Below are 17,398 nucleotides of genomic sequence, written 5' to 3'. Positions count from 1 at the left end.
AAATTGAAGTTTGCGGCCCGTTTCAAGCGATGGGTTTGCCAGATGCTTGGCACGGGGGTAGACCTGAGGCACCCTCTTCAGTTTTCAGCGGGGTTCGTATGACGCAAGAACGCAAACAGCCTTTCACTCCGAAGGTCGCACTGGGCGAGCCGTTTTACGAGCTTGTGCAAGAGGCCTATCGCGTGTTCGCCTATCCCAAACCTGCAAGCATCGAGGTGTGCGAGGGATGCTGCATGGATGCCGATATCGAAGCAGACTTCTTCAATCCTCCGATCGGCGATCTGCCACTGAGCTATGTTCAGGACTGGTACTTTGCGGCCTATGACCCGGGCGGGATCGCCAAAGCGACATGGGGTTATCTTTTGCCGCGTGTGCTGGAAATTCTGGCCTATGGCGAGGATGTCAGCAATGCCGGCCCCGAAGTCAGTCTGAACCGGTTCGCCACGGGCGTTGCCGCGAACTGGTCCGCTGAAGAATGGAGTGTTCTAGACCGCTTCCAGCGCCTTTACCTGAACCGCGCCCTTGCGGATGATATGGGCGAGGCGCTTGACGATACATTGTGCATGTTCGCGCTGGCTGGTTGGCCGTTGCAGGAGCTGCTGGATCAGGTGGCGGCACAGCGCAGCGCGGTTCTGGGCCGCCGGTTCTGGCGGGATTGGTGTGCGGGGCGCGTACCGGGGCGCGAGTCGGTCTGGATGACCGCCTTCTGGGAAAGCCCGGCGCGCACCGAGGTGTTCGATTTTTACACCTCTCGCGCGATGTATCTCAGGTTGCAGCAGTTGGCCTTTGCCGATGATACGCCGCCTGATCTGTCAGAGAAGGCGTTGGCCGTCGCAGCCGTCATTGAAACGGACGCAAGCTGGAACCAGCCGCCGGATTAGCCGAGCATCAAGTCAGCCGGATGCGGCCCGGTCAAAGAAAAACGCCGCAGCGCGGGCTGCGGCGTTGGTCTCTGAAATCCGGTGCTGGATTTACTTCTGTGCTTCCGCAGCAGGGTTGGCCCCCGATTTGCCACCGCGGCCCGGGTTCAGCGGGTCGTCCTGACGCTGTACAGAGCCTTCGAAATGCGCGCCGCTTTCGATGGCGATGGTCTTGTGGATGATGTCGCCTTCCACCCGTGCGGTGGAGGTCAGGCGGACCTTCAGGCCACGCACACGGCCCACGATGCGGCCATTGACCACAACGTCATCGGCGGTGACTTCGCCCTTGATGGTGGCGGTTTCGCCGATGGTCAGCAGATGGGCGCGGATGTCGCCTTCGACGGTGCCTTCGACTTGGATATCGCCCGAGGTCTTCAGGTTGCCGGTAATGTGCAGGTCCGAGGACAGGACCGATGCGGGCGGCTTGGGCTTGGGCGGGGTGCTGGCCTTGGTTTCAGCCGGTGCAGGGGCCGCCGGAGTGGCCGGAGCGGCGGGTTTTGCTGCCTCAGGCTCTTTCGATCCGGGTTCGTTGATTTTGCTCTTAGAAAACATTTCTCGCAGCCTTGATGTAAGTCATTGGATTTACAGGTTTTCCGTTCACGCGCACCTCATAGTGCAGGTGCGTGCCGGTGGACCGTCCGGTGCTACCCATATCAGCAATATGATCCCCGCGCGAGACCCTTTGACCAACCTTTACGCGTATCTTGGTGTTATGAGCATAAAGTGTCTCAATCCCGAAGGCGTGCCTGATCTTGACCAGCCGTCCAAAGCCCGATTGCCAGCCTGCATGGGTGACCACGCCGTCGGCCGTCGCAAAGATATCGGTGCCGGCCGGGCCGGCGAAATCTGCGCCGTTATGCATGCGACGGCCCCCGGTTTTGGGGTCTCGGCGGGTGCCATAGCCGCTGGTGAAGCGAACCGCTGCGCGCACCGGGCTGGCGAAGGGGGCCTTTTCGGCAGCGATGCGATAGAGGTTCAGCTGGTCCATCTGTTCCAGCAGGATATTGGCGCGGATCTGGTCGGGGGTCAGCTCCTCACCGCGTGTGCTCAGGGATAAAGGGGTCAGCGGACCGCCCATACCGCTATATCCGCGCCGTACTTCGTCGAGGATACGATCTGTTGGCATGCCCGCGCTGCGGAACATTTTGTCCAAGGGCTCGACCGAGATCAGCATTGCCTCTTCCAACTGGCGGAAGATCTCGTCGCTGCGTTCCTGCATCAGCCGGATTTCCAACTCCAACTCATCTTTCTGATCCAGCGCACCCTGCGCATCGGCTGCGATCTGGTCGCGCTGCGCGGCGGTGCGGGCCAGTGCCTCGGTCATGAAGGCCATTTGCGCCGGGTTGGCCGACGCCATCATATAGGCCGCATCGCCGTCCGAATTGTCCTTCAGCTCGGCTAGCTCAGAACGGGCGTCTTCACGCTGTTTCATGGTCGCGCGCAGAGTGGTCTGGATAACTTCGATCCCGGTCTCAAGCTCACGGCGCCGATTTTCCGATTCCAGCAGCTCGGACTGCGTCACAGAAATCTGCTCCAGCGCCGCGTTGAACCGTTCATGAGCGGCCAGCGCCTCGGCGGCGCGCGCGTCGCGTTCCGCCGACAGGATGTTCAGCCGTTCCTGATAGGTCGCCTGATCGCGCTTGGCCTGTTCCCGGAAATTCCCCGACCCGATGCTATCCATCAGCAGGATGGACGTTGCGATCGCGGTCCAGGCGACCATCACGGCGACGCCTGCGACGGCGGCGATCTGAGTCTCGGAACTCAGCCGGATGAACCGGGTGTCATTGTCGGATTTCAGAAAGACCCGGCGTTCAGGAAAGTGCCGCTCGAGCAGTGAGTGTAGTTTTATTGCCAGACGTGTGCGCACGCGTCCTACCTCAATTGTCCCCATATCCCGGAGCCGGTCGTGAGTGAGTAGCCGCCCCTTGGGGCGACTGCATAAAGCGGTCGGGTCAATCGGGCAAGTTTGTTAACCAATCAAGCGCCCCGAGCGGGGAATTCCCGCAGGCGATCGGCGGGAACTTGCCGAAACCGGGCGTTTCCGGTCAGTTGGCCACAACTCCTGGTGGTGGCAACTCTTCGGTCAGCGGCCAGTAGAAATCGGGCGGCAGGCCCGCTTCGGCGCGCTTTTCCTCGTTGAAGGGTGGCTTGAGTGCACCGTGGAAATAGCGGCGCACCAGCGTGTGGAACACATCCTTGGGATCCGCATTTTCGCGTCCGCACAGGAAGTGGAACCATTTCGAGCCATAGGCGACATGGCCGACCTCTTCGGCATAGATCACTTCCAGCGCGGCCACGGCGTCATCTGCCTTGGCCTTGCGGAAAATGTCGATCATGCCGGGGGTGACGTCCAGCCCGCGGGCCTCAAGCACCATGGGCACCACGGCGAGGCGGCCCATCAGGTCCTCAGCCGTGTCCTCGGCCGCGCGCCACATGCCCGCATGGGCGGGTAGGGCACCGTAATGGCTGTTCATCTGTTCAAGGCAATCGCAGACCATCTCGAAATGGCGCGATTCTTCTTCGGCGCATTTGACCCAGTCGTCGTAGAACCCGATGGGCATCGGGACGTGGCCGAACCGGGCGATGATGTCCCAGTGCAGATCCACCGCGTTCAGCTCGATATGGGCGACCGCGTGCAGCAGCGCGATGCGCCCGGCCTCGGACCCCGGCCTGCGACGCGGCACATCGCGCGGCGACAGCAGATCGGGCTTGTCCGGGCGCGCCGGGTTCAGCGGGGGCGTGGCGGTTCCGATCTCGATCGCCTCAGCCTCGCCCTTGCGGGTTGCGAACCAAGCGGCGGCGTGACGTTTGGATAGCGCGGTCTTGGCCCGCCCATCCGCTGTGGTCAGAACCTCGGTCGCCATTTGGGTCAGTGTTTTCGCCACGGCTTGTCCCCTTACGCTGTATGCGTGCGGGGCATAGCGCGGATGCAAGGGCGGGTCGAGAGGGTCAGAGCCCGCGCACGGCCTCAAGCACCTCATCGACGTGGCCGGGAACCTTCACCTTGCGCCAGACGCGGGCGATCTTGCCCTCGGCGTCGATCAGGAAGGTTGACCGTTCGATGCCCATGGATTTGCGGCCATACATATTCTTTTCGACCCAGACGCCGTAATCCTCGCACACGGTCTGGCCGTCATCGGACAGCAGTGGCGTGGTCAGCCCGTGTTTGGCGACGAATTTGTCATGTTTGGCGACAGTGTCGCGCGAGATGCCGAAAACGTTAGCGCCTGCGTCACTAAATGCCTGAAGCTGTTCCGAGAAACCGATGGATTCCTTGGTGCAGCCCGGCGTATCATCGCGGGGATAGAAAAACAGAACGACGGCGCGACCGCGTTGTTCCGACAGGGTCACGTCTCCGCCGCCGTCACGAGGCAGTGTAAAGTCGGGTGCGATGTCTGAAACGTCGGGCATTTTGAACTCCGGCTGAAAAATTTAAGGGTCGCCCATTATCATAGGGCACTGTGAGCGGGTTGAAAGGCGTGGAACGCGAATTGGTTCAGCAAGATCAGCAAGATGGGGCAGAGGTCGGCAAGAAGCCGCGCCGTCGCTCGCGTCGGCGGGTGGCTGGCCTGTGGGCGATGGGGGGTGTTTTCTTTCTTGCGTTTCTGGCGGTGTTCACCGGGTTCATGGTGGTCGGGCATCGGTTGCATGCGCCCGAATGGGTACGTGACCGGGTCGAGGCAAGGCTGGATCAGGCTTTGGGCGGGGTACAGATCCGGTTCGGCGATGTGAGTTTCATCATTAACGAAGGCTGGAGGCCCCGGCTGCGCCTTACAGACGTGCGCGTCAGTGATGCGGCGGGGCAACAGATCGCCGAAGTCCGCGACCTGAGGGCCAGCCTTGCCATGCGGCCTCTGCTGCGCGGGAACGTCCGGCCCAAGCGGATCATTCTGCAGGGGGCCCAGATCGCTTTGACCCGCGGACAGGACGGGGCGCTGTCGCTTACGGTGGGAACAGGAAGCGCCCCGGTTGGCGAAGCTCCGAACCTGGCCCAACTGATCGAAGCCTCGGACGAGGTCTTTCGATCACCTGCGCTTTCGGCGCTGACATCGGTCCAGCTGGATTCGATCACACTGGACTATCGTGACCTGCGTCTGGGTCGATCCTGGGTCTTGGATGGGGGGCATATTCAGGCCACGCGCAGCGCACGCGAAGTGCGGCTGGCGACCGGCTTTTCGCTATTATCCGGACGTGATTTTGTCAGCGGAATCGAGGCGAATTATACCAGCTCTCTGGACAGCGCGGCCGCGCAGTTCGGGGTGTCGATTACCGATCTTCCCGCCGAGGATATTGCCGGACACAGCCCGGCACTGGCCTGGATGCAGGTGTTGCGGGCACCGATCTCGGGGGCCTTGCGCGGCAGCGTAGACGCGGATGCGGCGCTGGGGCCGGTATTTGCCACGTTGAATCTGGGTGCGGGGGCGGTGCAGCCGACACCGGAAACCGTGCCGGTCCGGTTCGAGTCGGCGCGCACCTATTTTACTTACGACCCCAAGCAGGCGGTTCTGGATTTCAACGAAATCTCGGTCAACTCGGCCTGGGGGCAGGTGCAGGCGGAAGGCAAGGCGTTTCTCGAAGGTGTCGATGCAGGGGGGCTTGACAGTATGGCCGGGCAATTCCGCCTCAGCGGGATCGAGGTCAACCCGGCAAACCTGTTCCCCGAGGCTTTGAACCTGAAGCGCGCGGATGTGGATTTTCAGATGAAACTCGCGCCTTTCCGGATGCGTGTAGGTCAGATGACTGTCGAGGATGGTACGCACCGCTTGCGGCTCAGCGGTGCGCTGGCCGGTCTGTCTGAAGGCTGGGAGGCGCAGATCGACGCCCAGATCGACCGGATGAGTTCGGATCAACTTCTGGGCTACTGGCCAGAGCGATTGGCCCCAAAGCCGCGTCTTTGGGTGACCAAGAACCTGCACACCGGAGAGATGTCCGATCTGGACTTTGCCCTGCGCCTGAAACCCGGCGCGCCGCCAGATATCTATGCGGATTTCGAGTTCGAAAAGACCAGTCTGACATTTGCAAAGACCCTGCCGCCAATTCAGGGCGGTCAGGGACAGGCCAGCCTTTTGAACAGACGGTTTAGCGTAACTGCGCAGGCAGGCGTGGTGATCGCGGATCAGGGTGGCGCTGTGAATGCCGCAGGAACATCGTTCATTATTCCCGACACCTCGATCAAGAAGGGCGCACCGGGCATCGCGCGAATACGGGCGAGCGGCAGTGTCACGGCAGCCTTGTCCCTGTTGGACCGGCCCCCGCTTTCGCTTCTGACCAAGGCGAATTTGCCGGTGGACTTGGCCGATGGTCAGGTGAGTTTGGATGGCACATTATCGCTGCCGCTGATCAAGGGTTTGAAGCTCGACGATACGCAATTTCACTTTGACGGCGTTCTGGCCGATCTCGACAGTGACAGGCTTGTCCCGGGCTTTGAGGTCAGCGCCGACCGTCTGCGTCTGACAGGGGATCAGACCGGCGTGTCGATTGACGGAGAGGGGCTGTTCGGAACAGTGCCGGTAACGGCGCTTTGGCAGCAGCCTATCGGCGGACAGGATCCGCAGCGCAGCACACTGAGTGGACAGATCGAGCTTTCGCCCCGGCTGTTGGCCGAGATCAAAGCCGGCCTGCCAAATGGGATGCTGACGGGGCAGGGTCTGGCAGAGTTCTCGCTTGGGATTGGCGCGGGAGAGCCGCCAAAACTGACGGCGCAATCGGATCTTGTCGGGGTGTCGCTGGCGATCCCCGAACTGGGTTGGCGCAAAGCGCCGACGACCAGCGGGACCCTGACAGCAGAGGTAACGCTTGGGTCTCAGCTCAGCGTCGATGCGCTGAGGATCAATGCCGCCGGGCTGCGGACCTCGGCCAGTATTTCGTTCCGGGACGGTAATTTTGATCGGGTCCGTTTCAGTTCCTTCGAACTGGGTGATTGGCTGGCAGTTTCGGCGGAATTGATCGCGCGTGGCGCGGCTCTGCCCGATATCCGCGTACTGGGTGGAGTGTTGGATCTGGGTAAATCAACGCTGGGCGAGGGCGGCGGCGATGGCGGGACCGGCGGGCCGGGACCCAAGCTGGACGTAACGCTCGACCGGCTGCAAGTGACCGAGGCGGTGGCCCTGACCGGGCTGACCGGCACATTTCAAACCACCGGAGGGTTGACGGGCGCGTTCGCCGCGCAGGTCAACGGCGGCGCGCCGATCAAAGGGCAGGTGACACCGCGTGACGGGCGCACCGCTGTTGGCCTGACTTCTGCCGACGCGGGTGCAGTGATGCGATCGGCCGGTCTGATCACGCAGGCCCGGGGCGGCAATCTGCAGGTGCAGCTCGACCCGATTGCCGAGCCCGGTAACTATGACGTTGATCTGCGGATCGAAGGAACGCGCATCGTGGATGCTCCGGCGATGGCTGCGCTGCTCAATGCGATCAGTCTTGTCGGGCTTCTGGACGAAATGGTCGGGCAGGGCATCTTCTTTTCGGCGATCGACAGCAAGATGCGCCTTACCCCGACCGAGGTCAAAATACTCAGCGGCAGCGCCGTAGGCCCCTCGATGGGGCTGTCCTTCGATGGTACAATCGACACGGTGGCCCAGGTCCTGAACCTGCGTGGCGCGATCTCTCCGATCTATCTGTTGAATGCGATTGGCAGCGTCCTGACCCGGAAGGGCGAGGGCGTGTTTGCGTTCAACTACACACTGACCGGCCCGCTGGCCGAGCCGAAGGTGTCGGTGAATCCGCTGTCGGGGCTGGCGCCGCTCTTCCTGCGCAATCTGATGCGCCAGCCTGCACCAACCGTTTCGGATGGCCCGAATGCCGCCCCCAAACGATCAGAGCAGCCGCATCCCGCACTACAGAGACGCGGGGAAGACCGCTGATCTGAACGCGGTGGTGGCCGAATCTGTTAGCGCGATGTATGGCGCGGCCATGAAACTGAGCGATTTTGATTTCCACCTGCCCGAACACCTCATTGCCACGCGGCCCGCCAGCCCGCGGTCTGCGGCGCGACTGCTGCTGGCGCAGGGCGATGCCGTTCGTGATCAGCACGTCTATGACCTGCCCGACCTTTTGCAGCCGGGCGACCGTCTGGTGTTGAACGACACGCGCGTGATCCCCGCGCGGCTCAGCGGTCGTCGACACCGCAATAGCGCGCAGGGGCCTGTCTCGGCCGCAATCGAAGCGACACTGTTGGAGCCGCAGGCGGATGGCAGTTGGACGGCGTTGGTGAAACCGCTCAAAAAGCTAAAGCCGGGTGAAGAGATCATCTTTTCCTATGACCTCAGCGCCACGTTGGATCGGGTTGCGGATGGGCAGGCCTACCTGCGGTTCAATCTGGTGGGCGAGGATTTCGACGCGGCGCTGGAACAGGCGGGGGCGATGCCGCTGCCCCCTTACATCGCAGCCAAACGCGCCGCGGATGAGCAAGACAAGACCGATTATCAAACCATCTGGGCCCGTCATTCCGGTGCGGTGGCGGCTCCGACCGCGTCGCTGCATTTTGATGACGCGGTACTGCGCGCTTCGGCGGCGCGCGGGGTCGAAATCACCTATGTGACGCTTCACGTAGGGGCGGGTACGTTTTTGCCGGTCAAGGTCGAGGATGTCACAACCCACAAGATGCATGCCGAGTGGGGCCGTGTCAGCGCGCAGGCCGCTGCCGAAATCGCCGCGACCAAAGCGGCGGGCGGGCGCATTATCCCCGTCGGCACCACTGCATTGCGTCTGATCGAAAGCGCGGCCCGCGGCGGAGAGATCGCGCCATGGGAAGGTGAAACCGATATCTTTATCTACCCCGGGTTTCACTTTCACGCGACCGATGCGCTGATGACCAATTTTCACCTGCCGAAATCCACCCTGCTGATGCTGGTTTCGGCCTTGATGGGGCGAGAGCGGATGCAGGCGATCTATGATCACGCCATCGCACAGGAATACCGGTTCTTCTCTTACGGGGACGCATCGCTGCTGATCCCGTGAATGTGAATGTGTTCCGTTCGCGTCTTAAACAATGTCGTGGACAAGCGCGATGCAGCCTGTATGTGAGCGCTAAGCAAACTGTAAAACTTTTGGCATTTGGATAGGCAGCATGCTTCAGGTTCTTTCCAGCGCGTGGGCGCTTCTTCTTGGGATGGGATTGCTGATGGTCGGCAACGGCCTGCAGGGCACGTTGCTGGGTGTGCGGGGTGAGATCGAGGGCTTCTCGACCCTTGAGATGTCCTTTGTGATGTCGGCTTATTTTCTGGGCTTCCTCGGTGGGTCACGCCTTGCGCCCGAGATGATCCGGCGGGTGGGGCATGTGCGCGTGTTTGCGGCGCTGGCCTCGTTTATCTCTGCCGTGATGATCATGTACCCGATGCTGACGGACCCGATTGCGTGGTCGCTGGGCCGGGTCGTAATCGGGTTCTGTTTCTCGGGTGTGTATGTAACGGCCGAGAGCTGGCTGAACAACGCCGCCAGCAACGAAAACCGGGGGCAGGCGCTGTCGCTTTATATGATCGTGCAGATGGCGGGCGTCGTCAGTGCGCAAGCACTGCTGCTGGTGGGCGATCCTGCAGGGTATGAGACCTTTGTGATCGCTTCGATTCTGGTTTCGATCTCATTTGCGCCGATTTTGTTGTCGATCTCGCCCACACCGGCGTTTGACACCACCAAACCGATGACACTGCGCAAGTTGATGGAGACGTCTCCGCTGGGCTGTGTCGGCATGTTCCTCCTGGGCGGCGTGTTCTCGGCGCAATTCGGTATGAGCGCGGTCTACGGTGCGCAGGCGGGCCTGTCGCTGGTCGAAATCTCGACCTTTGTCGCGTCGTTCTATATCGGAGCGGTGCTGCTGCAATATCCTCTGGGTTGGGTCTCGGATCGGATGGACCGGCGTATCCTGATCCTGCTGGTGTCGGCGGTCGGTGGCCTGGGTGCGCTGATCGGCATGCTTTTCGGGGCGGGGGCCTTTCCCATCCTGCTGTTGGCGGCATTTGTGATTGGCGGCATGACCAGCCCGCTATATTCCCTGTTGATCGCCTACACCAATGACTACCTTGAATATGACGATATGTCGGCTGCCTCTGGCGGCTTGGTATTCATCAACGGCCTTGGCGCGATTGCGGGACCGGTGATTACCGGGTGGCTGATGGGGCTGGGTCTTTTGGGGCCATCCGGCTTCTTCCTGTTCATCGCAGCACTGATGTTCGCGATGGCCCTGTATGCCGCGTATCGCATGACGCAGCGTGCCTATGTGCCGGTGGACGAAACGGGCAGCATCGCCCCGATTTACCCGACCTCATCCCCCGTGGCGCTTGAAGTGGCGCAAGAGGTTGTCATCGAAGCCGCACAGGAAGAGCAGGATGCGCAAGAACCTGCCTGACGCGCGATTTGTGACTTTTGTGTTGCAATATGTTACTGTTACAAATCTGTAAAAGACATTTAAATGACGTTACGTCCCTGGGGAGGACAATTACGGAGTCTAGGGCAATGGTTGCTCCTGAAGAAGTATTGAGTTTTTGGTTAGATGAGGTTGGCCCGGACGGGTGGTACCTGCAGGATGAAGCGCTTGATGCGCAGATCCGTGACAAATTTCTGTCAACTTGGAAGGCCGCATGCGAGGGTCGATTTTCGCTTTGGCTGACCTATCCCAGCGGTGCGCTGGCCTATATTATCCTTATGGATCAGTTCCCTCGCAATATGTTCCGGGGTGATGCGCAAGCGTTCGCGACGGATCGTGCGGCACTGGCGGCGGCAAAATGTGCGGTCGACAAAGGGTGGGACATGAAGATCGACGAACCGGCGCGGCAGTTCTTCTATCTGCCGATGATGCATTCGGAAAATCTGTGTGATCAGGAACGCTGTGTGCGGCTGATGCACGAGCGTATGCCGCAGGCCGGTGCCAGAAACCTGCTGCACGCGCGGGCGCATCGCGAGGTAATCCGCAAGTTCGGTCGTTTCCCATATCGCAACGATGCGCTGGATCGAAACACCACTGAACACGAAGCCGCTTATGTCAGCAACGGTGGCTACGGCGCCACCGTGCGCGAGTTACAGGCGGCCGCGACCTAGGTGGCAGGTACGCACCCCGGATGCTCAGAAGGCTGTCGGTCACGTCATCCACTGCTGTTGTTATCGCATGATCAATCAGGTCTTGTGGATTTTCCACAAGACCTCTCAACCGGGTCTGAGCGTCTTTCAGGCCGTCCTCCAAAACACTCAATCGTTGCAAGCTGGCGTTTAGCTGTTGCGCCGTTGCAGAATCAAGCGCAGCCCCCTGCGTCCGAACTGCCGCAAGATCACTGCGCAATGCCGCAAGCTCGGACTGGAGATTCTGCGCCTGATCGCGCAACGGTGCCACGATCTGCAGGCTTTCTGTGACCCCTGTCCTGATATCATTCACGGACTGCGCCAGTTTCCACCCCAGAAACAGGCATAACGCCAGCAGGATCAGAGTCGCGTTCAACAGCGCAAGCAGTAGATCTTTGAGTGTTTTTGCCATGCCAGTCCTCTTTGTAACAAGCTGATACGGAAAGCTCTGGGTTTTGCTTCTAGTCATTGAAGGCCCTCGGGTATAGGCTCAATCCGGGGTCCGATTGGTGATCTGACCCTGCGTCACATATGTCGCGGGCAGTGATGTTGATGCGCTCCAAAAAATAGTTTAATGGTAAACTAGTTTTGAAACCGGACTGCGCCGAGAGGGATACATGGCTGCAAAATCTTATGATCTGATCGTAATCGGGGCAGGCCCCGGAGGCTATGTCGCGGCTATTCGTGCGGCTCAGCTGGGTCTGAAAACCGTCGTTGTCGAACGCGAGCACCTGGGTGGCATCTGTCTGAATTGGGGCTGCATCCCGACCAAGGCTATGCTCCGCTCGTCCGAGGTTTTCCATCTGATGGAGCGCGCCAAGGATTTTGGCCTTAAGGCCGACAAGGTGGGATACGACCTTGACGCGGTCGTCAAACGCTCGCGCGGGGTGGCGGCTCAGTTGTCGGGTGGCATCGGACATCTGTTGAAGAAGAATAAAGTTGATGTGGTGATGGGCGAGGCGACGATCCCGTCAAAGGGCAAAGTCAGCGTAAAGACCGATAAAGGCACCGAGGAGTTGGCGGCCAAAAATATCGTTCTGGCCACGGGCGCACGCGCTCGGGAACTGCCAGGGCTGGAAGCGGATGGTGATCTGGTCTGGACCTACAAACATGCGCTGCAGCCGCCGCGTATGCCCAAGAAGCTGCTGGTTATCGGCTCGGGCGCGATCGGGATTGAGTTCGCCAGTTTCTACAACACGCTCGGTGCAGACACGACCGTCGTCGAAGTGATGGACCGCGTTCTGCCCGTGGAAGACGCCGAGATCAGCGCTTTTGCCAAGAAGGCCTTCACCAAGCAGGGTATGAAGATCATGGAAAAGGCGATGGTCAAGCAGCTTGACCGCGCCAAAGGTAAGGTGACCGCGCATATCGAGGTGAAGGGTAAGGTCGAAAAACACGACTTTGACACCGTGATCTCGGCCGTGGGGATCGTTGGCAATGTCGAAAACCTGGGGCTTGAGGCGCTGGGTGTGAAAATCGACCGAACCCATGTGATCACCGATGAATACTGCCGGACCGGGGTCGAGGGGCTCTATGCCATCGGCGATATCGCCGGTGCGCCGTGGCTGGCGCATAAGGCAAGCCACGAAGGGGTCATGGTGGCCGAACTCATCGCGGGCAAACATGCACACCCCGTGAAGCCCGAAAGCATCGCAGGCTGCACCTACTGCCAGCCTCAGGTCGCGTCTGTGGGGTATTCCGAGGCGAAGGCGAAAGAGCTTGGCTATGACATCAAGGTCGGTCGCTTCCCGTTCATCGGTAACGGCAAGGCTATCGCTTTGGGCGAACCCGAAGGTCTGATCAAAACGATTTTTGATGCCAAAACCGGCGAGTTGCTGGGCGCGCATATGATCGGCGCCGAGGTGACGGAGATGATCCAGGGCTATGTGGTGGGTCGCCAGCTGGAAACCACGGAAGAAGACCTGATGAACACCGTCTTCCCGCACCCGACGCTGTCAGAAATGATGCATGAAAGCGTTCTGGATGCCTATGGGCGCGTGATCCACATGTAAGGGTAGGGGGCTCTGCCCCCGCCGCGGCAAGCCGCGACTCCCCCGGGATATTTATTGGCCAGATGAAGCGGGGGATCCGTCCTTCATCTGGCTAAAAATATCCCGGAGCGCGAGGCAGAGCCTCGCAAACCCAAGCTTAGGTGTTGGTCAACGCATCCAGTATACGCGCCCAGGATCGGATGCCCTTGTGGAAGCTTCTGACGTCGTATTTCTCATTCGGCGAATGGATTGCATCGTCGTCATTGGCATAGCCGACCAGCATCGAGTCCAGCCCCAGAACAGTGTCAAAGTAGCCCACGACCGGGATCGAACCGCCCATACCGGTGAAGACGGCCTCCCGTTCCCACTCGTCAGACAGCGCGCCGCGTGCGGCTTCGAATTCCGGGCGGTTGAGGTTCATGACCGAAGCGGGCGAGCCTTCGAGATCGTTGTCCCAGACCACTTTGGCGTCAGGGGACAGGCGCTGTTCGATATGGTTGCGGATTTTGCCGCGCAGGGCGTCCGGGTCCATGTCGCCAACGAGGCGGCATGTGATTTTGCAATGCGCTTCGGACGGGATCACGGTTTTTGATCCCGCGCCATTGTAGCCGCCCCAGAGGCCGTTCACCTCAAGCGTTGGGCGCGCCCATTGCTGTTCGAGGGTCGAATACGCCTTTTCGCCGTGCGGTTGGGTGTAACCGACCGAGTTCAGGTATTCGGCCTCGTCGAACCCACAGGTCTGCCATTGGCGCAGTTGGTCGGCGGGAACCTCGTGAACGCCTTCGTAAAAACCCTCAACCGCGACGCGCCCGGTTTCTTCGTCATAGAACGACGCCACGAGGCGAGAGAGTTCGCGCAACGGGTTCAGGCCGGGACCTCCGTAATGGCCCGAATGCAGATCGATGCGGGGGCCAATGATGGTGAATTCGTCCTTAAGCATGCCGCGCAGTTGCGCGGCGATCGAAGGCACACCGCGCGAGACCATCGAGGTATCGCAGACCAGCGCGAGATCGGCCTGCAGCTCGGCTTTGTTTTCCTTTAGGAACGGCACCAGCGAGGGCGAGCCGGACTCTTCTTCGCCCTCGAAGAAGAAGGTGATGCGGCAGGGCAGCGTTCCGTGGACCGCTTTCCAGGCGCGGCAGGCCTCGACAAAGGTCATCAGCTGTCCTTTGTCGTCGGACGAACCGCGTCCACGGATCACTTCTCCGTGTTCGGTCTGTTCTACTGTGGGGTCGAACGGGTCGCGATTCCACAGTTCCAGCGGGTCGACCGGTTGCACGTCATAGTGGCCGTAGAACAGGACATGCGGTCCGTCGCTGTCTTCGCCAACATGACCGACCACCATCGGATGGCCCGGGGTCGGGCGCTTTTCAGCCGCAATACCGATGCTTTGCAGATCGGCCACCAGCCAGTCTGCGGCCTTGTCGACATGCTCTTTGAAGGCCGGATCGGTCGAGATCGAGGGGATGCGCAAAAACTCCATCAAGCGGTCGATAGAGGGGGTCAGATCGGTGTCGATCCGGCTGAGTACGGCGTCAAGCGACATAAGGCTCTCCTGCAAAGTCTGGATTTGCGGCAGAGCCTATCAGCGCTGGCGGGGCCGTCCAGCCCGTTTTGCAGGGCGACCTGCCTGCGTCGTTTCCTCGCGTCCGGGTGCCGTAACTTCTCTTGTCGCGGGGGGTGTTAGGCGGTATTTGATGCAAATCAAAGTTGGGTTCCGCAGTTCGGCATAGTCAAGTTGAACAGAGGAATGTAACGCCACGCTTTCAGCTGGTCTGCAGATGTGGTGAAATAAGGCGTCCGGGGGGAAGATAACCGGGCATCCAAGGAGGGTCCGGTGGACTATACTGCTCAGCTCGATACAGCGATTGCCAGGCTGCATGACGAAGGACGTTACCGGACCTTTATCGACATCGAACGTCGCAACGGGCATTTCCCGCATGCGGTGCGGACCTGTCCCGACGGGTCACAGCAGAACATCACCGTGTGGTGCGGCAATGACTATCTGGGCATGGGCCAGCACCCGGTCGTTCTGGAGGCGATGCACGAGGCGGTAGATGCCGCAGGCGCAGGTTCGGGCGGGACGCGCAACATTTCGGGCACCACCGTGTATCACAAGCGGCTTGAGGCCGAATTGGCTGATCTGCACGGCAAGGAAGCGGCGCTTTTGTTCACCAGCGCCTATATTGCCAATGACGCGACGCTGTCGACGTTGCCCAAGCTTTTCCCCGGCCTGATCATCTATTCGGACGCCCTGAACCACGCCTCGATGATCGAGGGCGTGCGCCGCAATGGCGGGGCCAAGCGCATCTTCCGCCACAATGACGTGGCGCATCTGCGCGAGCTGATGGAAGCGGATGATCCTGCCGCCCCCAAACTGATCGCGTTTGAATCGGTCTATTCGATGGACGGCGATTTTGGTCCGATCGAACAGATCTGCGATCTGGCCGATGAATTCGGCGCGCTGACCTATATCGATGAGGTCCACGCGGTCGGCATGTACGGCCCGCGCGGCGGTGGCGTGACCGAGCGTGATCGTCTGGCCCATCGCATCGACATTATCAACGGTACCTTGGCCAAGGCCTATGGCGTCATGGGTGGCTATATCGCCGCCAGCGCCAAGATGTGCGACGCCATCCGGTCTTATGCTCCGGGCTTTATCTTTACCACCTCGCTGCCACCTGCGGTTGCGGCAGGGGCGGCGGCCTCGGTCGCGTATCTCAAGCGCGCGCCCGAGCTGCGCGAGCAGCATCAAACGCAGGCCAGCATCCTCAAGCTACGCCTGAAAGGGCTGGGCATGCCCCTGATCGATCATGGCAGCCATATCGTGCCCGTGATCGTCGGCAACCCGGTTCACACCAAGAAGTTGAGCGATATGCTGCTGGATGACTATGGTATCTATGTGCAACCGATCAACTTCCCGACCGTTCCGCGCGGTACGGAACGCCTGCGCTTTACCCCGTCTCCGGTGCATGGACCCGACGAAATGAACCGTCTGGTGCAGGCGATGGACGAACTTTGGTCACATTGTGCGCTAAATCGCGCCGAACTTGCTGGTTAACCTCACGCTAAAGTGTGCAACGAGTTTGCTGCGTGTTAGGCTTACGCTAACAAAAGTAGCGGACGAATCGTTATAGGGGCGATTCGGCGCTATCGCGTAACACGCGACAGGCAAAGATGGGGCAGCAGGAATGATTGGGCGCAGATCACAGCGCGATTCCGAAGAGGACATGGATGTCAGACCCAAAGGGTTTGATGACTATGAGGTGCGGCTTGGCGATGTCATGCGTGGCGAACGCGCGACGATGGGCAAGTCTCTTCTGGATGTGCAGCGCGAACTGCGGATCAAAGCCAACTACATCGCCGCCATCGAAAACGCCGATCCCGATGCCTTTGACACGCCAGGCTTCATTGCCGGATATGTCCGGTCTTACGCCCGCTATCTGGGCATGAACCCCGACGAGACGTTTCAGACCTTCTGCAAGGAAAGCGGCTTTGAAGTCGCGCACGGCATGTCTGCCGAGGCTTCGGTGGTCAAGAAAACGCCCGGTGGTTTGCCTGCGCGCGGGCCGATGGGGCGTGATCCTTTTGTCTCGCCCAATACACCCTACATCCCGGGCCGCGAATCCGTTGTCAGCCAGATTGAACCGCGCGCGATCGGCTCGACCCTGGTCCTGTTGGCCGTCATTGGCGGTATTGGCTACGGTGGCTGGTCCGTCCTGAACCGCATCCAGCAGGTGCAGGTCAGCCCGGTGGAACAGGCGCCTGTCGTGCTGACCGACCTCGATCCGTTGGATGCCGCACAGGCGCGCCCGGACGAATCCGAGCTTGCAAGCGTCGAAACACCAAGCGCTGAGGCGCTGGATCGTCTGTATCGCCCACAGGCGCTGGACGTGCCGGTGCTGGTGGCGCGCGACGCACCGATTTCGACGCTTGATCCCCGCACGGTTGGCACCTTCCGCGCGCCCGAGCCGCCGCAGATTCAGGTCACCGAGGTCCACACCGTTGAACGCCCTGCGTTGCCGCAGGTCGTCGAGCAACTGGATACGACCCTGAAGATCGTGGCGGTGAACCCTTCATGGATGCGCGTCACTGCAGCCGATGGCAGCGTGATCTTCGAAGGGACCCTGGGCACGGTTGAACAGGGCAGCACGTTCGAGGTGCCGCTGACCGAAGAACCGCCTCAGCTGCGGGCCGGGGCCTCGGGCTCGGTCTATTTCTCGATGAATGGCGAACATTTTGGCCCCGTCGGCGCGCCCGGCACGGTCACCAAAGGTGTGGTTCTGTCGAAAGACGCAGTGGCCGAGAATTTCGCTGTGGCCGATCTTGAGGCCGAGCAGAACAGCGCGCTCAAGCAATTGGTGGCCGAACTGCAGACCGAGGCGACAGAAGCGCCCGCCGAGTAATCCCGGCATTGCTCCTTCCCGCTTGGCGCAC

The 17,398-nt window shown here is 60.6% G+C and carries 14 protein-coding genes; 8 read left to right on the top strand and 6 right to left on the bottom strand.

Annotation, left to right across the window (positions count from 1 at the left end; all coding sequences use genetic code 11):
- The first annotated feature begins 98 nt into the window (after positions 1 to 98).
- Positions 99 to 881: a hypothetical protein gene (locus ACR3EN_RS16555; RefSeq protein ID WP_480819676.1), complete on the top strand. Its 783-nt coding sequence runs from the start codon at positions 99 to 101 to the stop codon at positions 879 to 881.
- Between the two features lie 90 nt (positions 882 to 971).
- Here the strand turns inward: ACR3EN_RS16555 and ACR3EN_RS16550 are convergent, their stop codons facing one another.
- The 4 genes from ACR3EN_RS16550 to ACR3EN_RS16535 all read right to left on the bottom strand — a co-directional run bounded on the left by ACR3EN_RS16550 (position 972) and on the right by ACR3EN_RS16535 (position 4,331).
- Complete coding sequence (locus ACR3EN_RS16550; RefSeq protein ID WP_480819677.1) at positions 972 to 1,472, bottom strand: bactofilin family protein; 501 nt, start codon at positions 1,470 to 1,472, stop codon at positions 972 to 974.
- Complete coding sequence (locus ACR3EN_RS16545; protein ID WP_480870169.1) at positions 1,462 to 2,787, bottom strand: DUF5930 domain-containing protein; 1,326 nt, start codon at positions 2,785 to 2,787, stop codon at positions 1,462 to 1,464. Before ACR3EN_RS16545 ends, ACR3EN_RS16550 begins: the two co-directional genes overlap by 11 nt.
- A gap of 178 nt (positions 2,788 to 2,965) precedes the next feature.
- The gene (locus ACR3EN_RS16540; RefSeq protein ID WP_480820070.1) at positions 2,966 to 3,784 is read right to left on the bottom strand and encodes a ferritin-like domain-containing protein; all 819 of its coding nucleotides are present in this window, start codon (positions 3,782 to 3,784) and stop codon (positions 2,966 to 2,968) included.
- Between the two features lie 85 nt (positions 3,785 to 3,869).
- On the bottom strand, positions 3,870 to 4,331 hold the full coding sequence (locus tag ACR3EN_RS16535) for a peroxiredoxin (RefSeq protein ID WP_480819679.1): 462 nt from the start codon (positions 4,329 to 4,331) through the stop codon (positions 3,870 to 3,872).
- Positions 4,332 to 4,381: 50 nt separating this feature from the next.
- On the opposite strand from ACR3EN_RS16535, the gene ACR3EN_RS16530 reads away from it, so the two are divergent.
- The 4 genes from ACR3EN_RS16530 to ACR3EN_RS16515 all read left to right on the top strand — a co-directional run bounded on the left by ACR3EN_RS16530 (position 4,382) and on the right by ACR3EN_RS16515 (position 10,952).
- Positions 4,382 to 7,783 carry a YhdP family protein gene (locus ACR3EN_RS16530; protein ID WP_480918444.1) on the top strand — a complete coding sequence of 1,134 codons (3,402 nt, stop codon included), beginning with the start codon at positions 4,382 to 4,384 and terminating at the stop codon, positions 7,781 to 7,783.
- 49 nt (positions 7,784 to 7,832) lie between these two features.
- Positions 7,833 to 8,879 (top strand): tRNA preQ1(34) S-adenosylmethionine ribosyltransferase-isomerase QueA, encoded by a 1,047-nt coding sequence (gene queA / locus ACR3EN_RS16525; protein ID WP_480820072.1) that lies wholly within the window; start codon positions 7,833 to 7,835, stop codon positions 8,877 to 8,879.
- A 109-nt stretch (positions 8,880 to 8,988) separates the two neighbouring features.
- A complete protein-coding gene (locus ACR3EN_RS16520; RefSeq protein WP_480819681.1) occupies positions 8,989 to 10,263 on the top strand; it encodes an MFS transporter in 1,275 nt (424 codons plus the stop codon).
- Between the two features lie 107 nt (positions 10,264 to 10,370).
- A complete protein-coding gene (locus ACR3EN_RS16515) occupies positions 10,371 to 10,952 on the top strand; it encodes a DUF924 family protein (protein ID WP_480819682.1) in 582 nt (193 codons plus the stop codon).
- On the opposite strand, the gene ACR3EN_RS16510 is transcribed toward ACR3EN_RS16515, so the two are convergent.
- Positions 10,897 to 11,382, bottom strand: a complete 486-nt coding sequence (locus ACR3EN_RS16510) for a hypothetical protein (RefSeq protein WP_480918443.1) — start codon at positions 11,380 to 11,382, stop codon at positions 10,897 to 10,899. The genes ACR3EN_RS16515 and ACR3EN_RS16510 overlap by 56 nt on opposite strands.
- Positions 11,383 to 11,587: 205 nt before the next feature.
- On the opposite strand from ACR3EN_RS16510, the gene lpdA reads away from it, so the two are divergent.
- Entirely contained in the window at positions 11,588 to 12,982 is a 1,395-nt protein-coding gene (gene lpdA, locus ACR3EN_RS16505; RefSeq protein WP_480819684.1) for a dihydrolipoyl dehydrogenase, read from the top strand.
- A gap of 136 nt (positions 12,983 to 13,118) precedes the next feature.
- Here the strand turns inward: lpdA and ACR3EN_RS16500 are convergent, their stop codons facing one another.
- The gene (locus ACR3EN_RS16500; RefSeq protein ID WP_480819685.1) at positions 13,119 to 14,507 is read right to left on the bottom strand and encodes a M20/M25/M40 family metallo-hydrolase; all 1,389 of its coding nucleotides are present in this window, start codon (positions 14,505 to 14,507) and stop codon (positions 13,119 to 13,121) included.
- Between the two features lie 291 nt (positions 14,508 to 14,798).
- Here ACR3EN_RS16500 and hemA point away from each other — a divergent pair, with 291 nt between their 5' ends.
- Together hemA and ACR3EN_RS16490 are read left to right on the top strand one after the other, a co-directional pair.
- Entirely contained in the window at positions 14,799 to 16,022 is a 1,224-nt protein-coding gene (gene hemA / locus ACR3EN_RS16495; RefSeq protein WP_480819686.1) for a 5-aminolevulinate synthase, read from the top strand.
- Between the two features lie 130 nt (positions 16,023 to 16,152).
- Positions 16,153 to 17,367, top strand: a complete 1,215-nt coding sequence (locus ACR3EN_RS16490; RefSeq protein ID WP_480819687.1) for a helix-turn-helix domain-containing protein — start codon at positions 16,153 to 16,155, stop codon at positions 17,365 to 17,367.
- The last annotated feature ends 31 nt before the right edge of the window (positions 17,368 to 17,398 follow it).

It is taken from the genome of Ruegeria sp. G7, assembly GCF_056535465.1.
The sequence above is the reverse complement of the archived record's forward strand: the minus strand, read 5'-3'. Positions and strand labels throughout refer to the sequence as shown.

Bases quoted from the DNA above. Each gene is read 5' to 3' on its own strand.
- ACR3EN_RS16555 (WP_480819676.1), top strand. From the start codon at position 99: ATGACGCAAGAACGCAAACAGCCTTTCACTCCGAAGGTCGCACTGGGC.
- ACR3EN_RS16550 (WP_480819677.1), bottom strand. From the start codon at position 1,472: ATGTTTTCTAAGAGCAAAATCAACGAACCCGGATCGAAAGAGCCTGAG.
- ACR3EN_RS16540 (WP_480820070.1), bottom strand. From the start codon at position 3,784: ATGGCGACCGAGGTTCTGACCACAGCGGATGGGCGGGCCAAGACCGCG.
- ACR3EN_RS16535 (WP_480819679.1), bottom strand. From the start codon at position 4,331: ATGCCCGACGTTTCAGACATCGCACCCGACTTTACACTGCCTCGTGAC.
- queA (WP_480820072.1), top strand. From the start codon at position 7,833: ATGAAACTGAGCGATTTTGATTTCCACCTGCCCGAACACCTCATTGCC.
- ACR3EN_RS16520 (WP_480819681.1), top strand. From the start codon at position 8,989: ATGCTTCAGGTTCTTTCCAGCGCGTGGGCGCTTCTTCTTGGGATGGGA.
- ACR3EN_RS16515 (WP_480819682.1), top strand. From the start codon at position 10,371: ATGGTTGCTCCTGAAGAAGTATTGAGTTTTTGGTTAGATGAGGTTGGC.
- ACR3EN_RS16510 (WP_480918443.1), bottom strand. From the start codon at position 11,382: ATGGCAAAAACACTCAAAGATCTACTGCTTGCGCTGTTGAACGCGACT.
- lpdA (WP_480819684.1), top strand. From the start codon at position 11,588: ATGGCTGCAAAATCTTATGATCTGATCGTAATCGGGGCAGGCCCCGGA.
- ACR3EN_RS16500 (WP_480819685.1), bottom strand. From the start codon at position 14,507: ATGTCGCTTGACGCCGTACTCAGCCGGATCGACACCGATCTGACCCCC.
- ACR3EN_RS16490 (WP_480819687.1), top strand. From the start codon at position 16,153: ATGATTGGGCGCAGATCACAGCGCGATTCCGAAGAGGACATGGATGTC.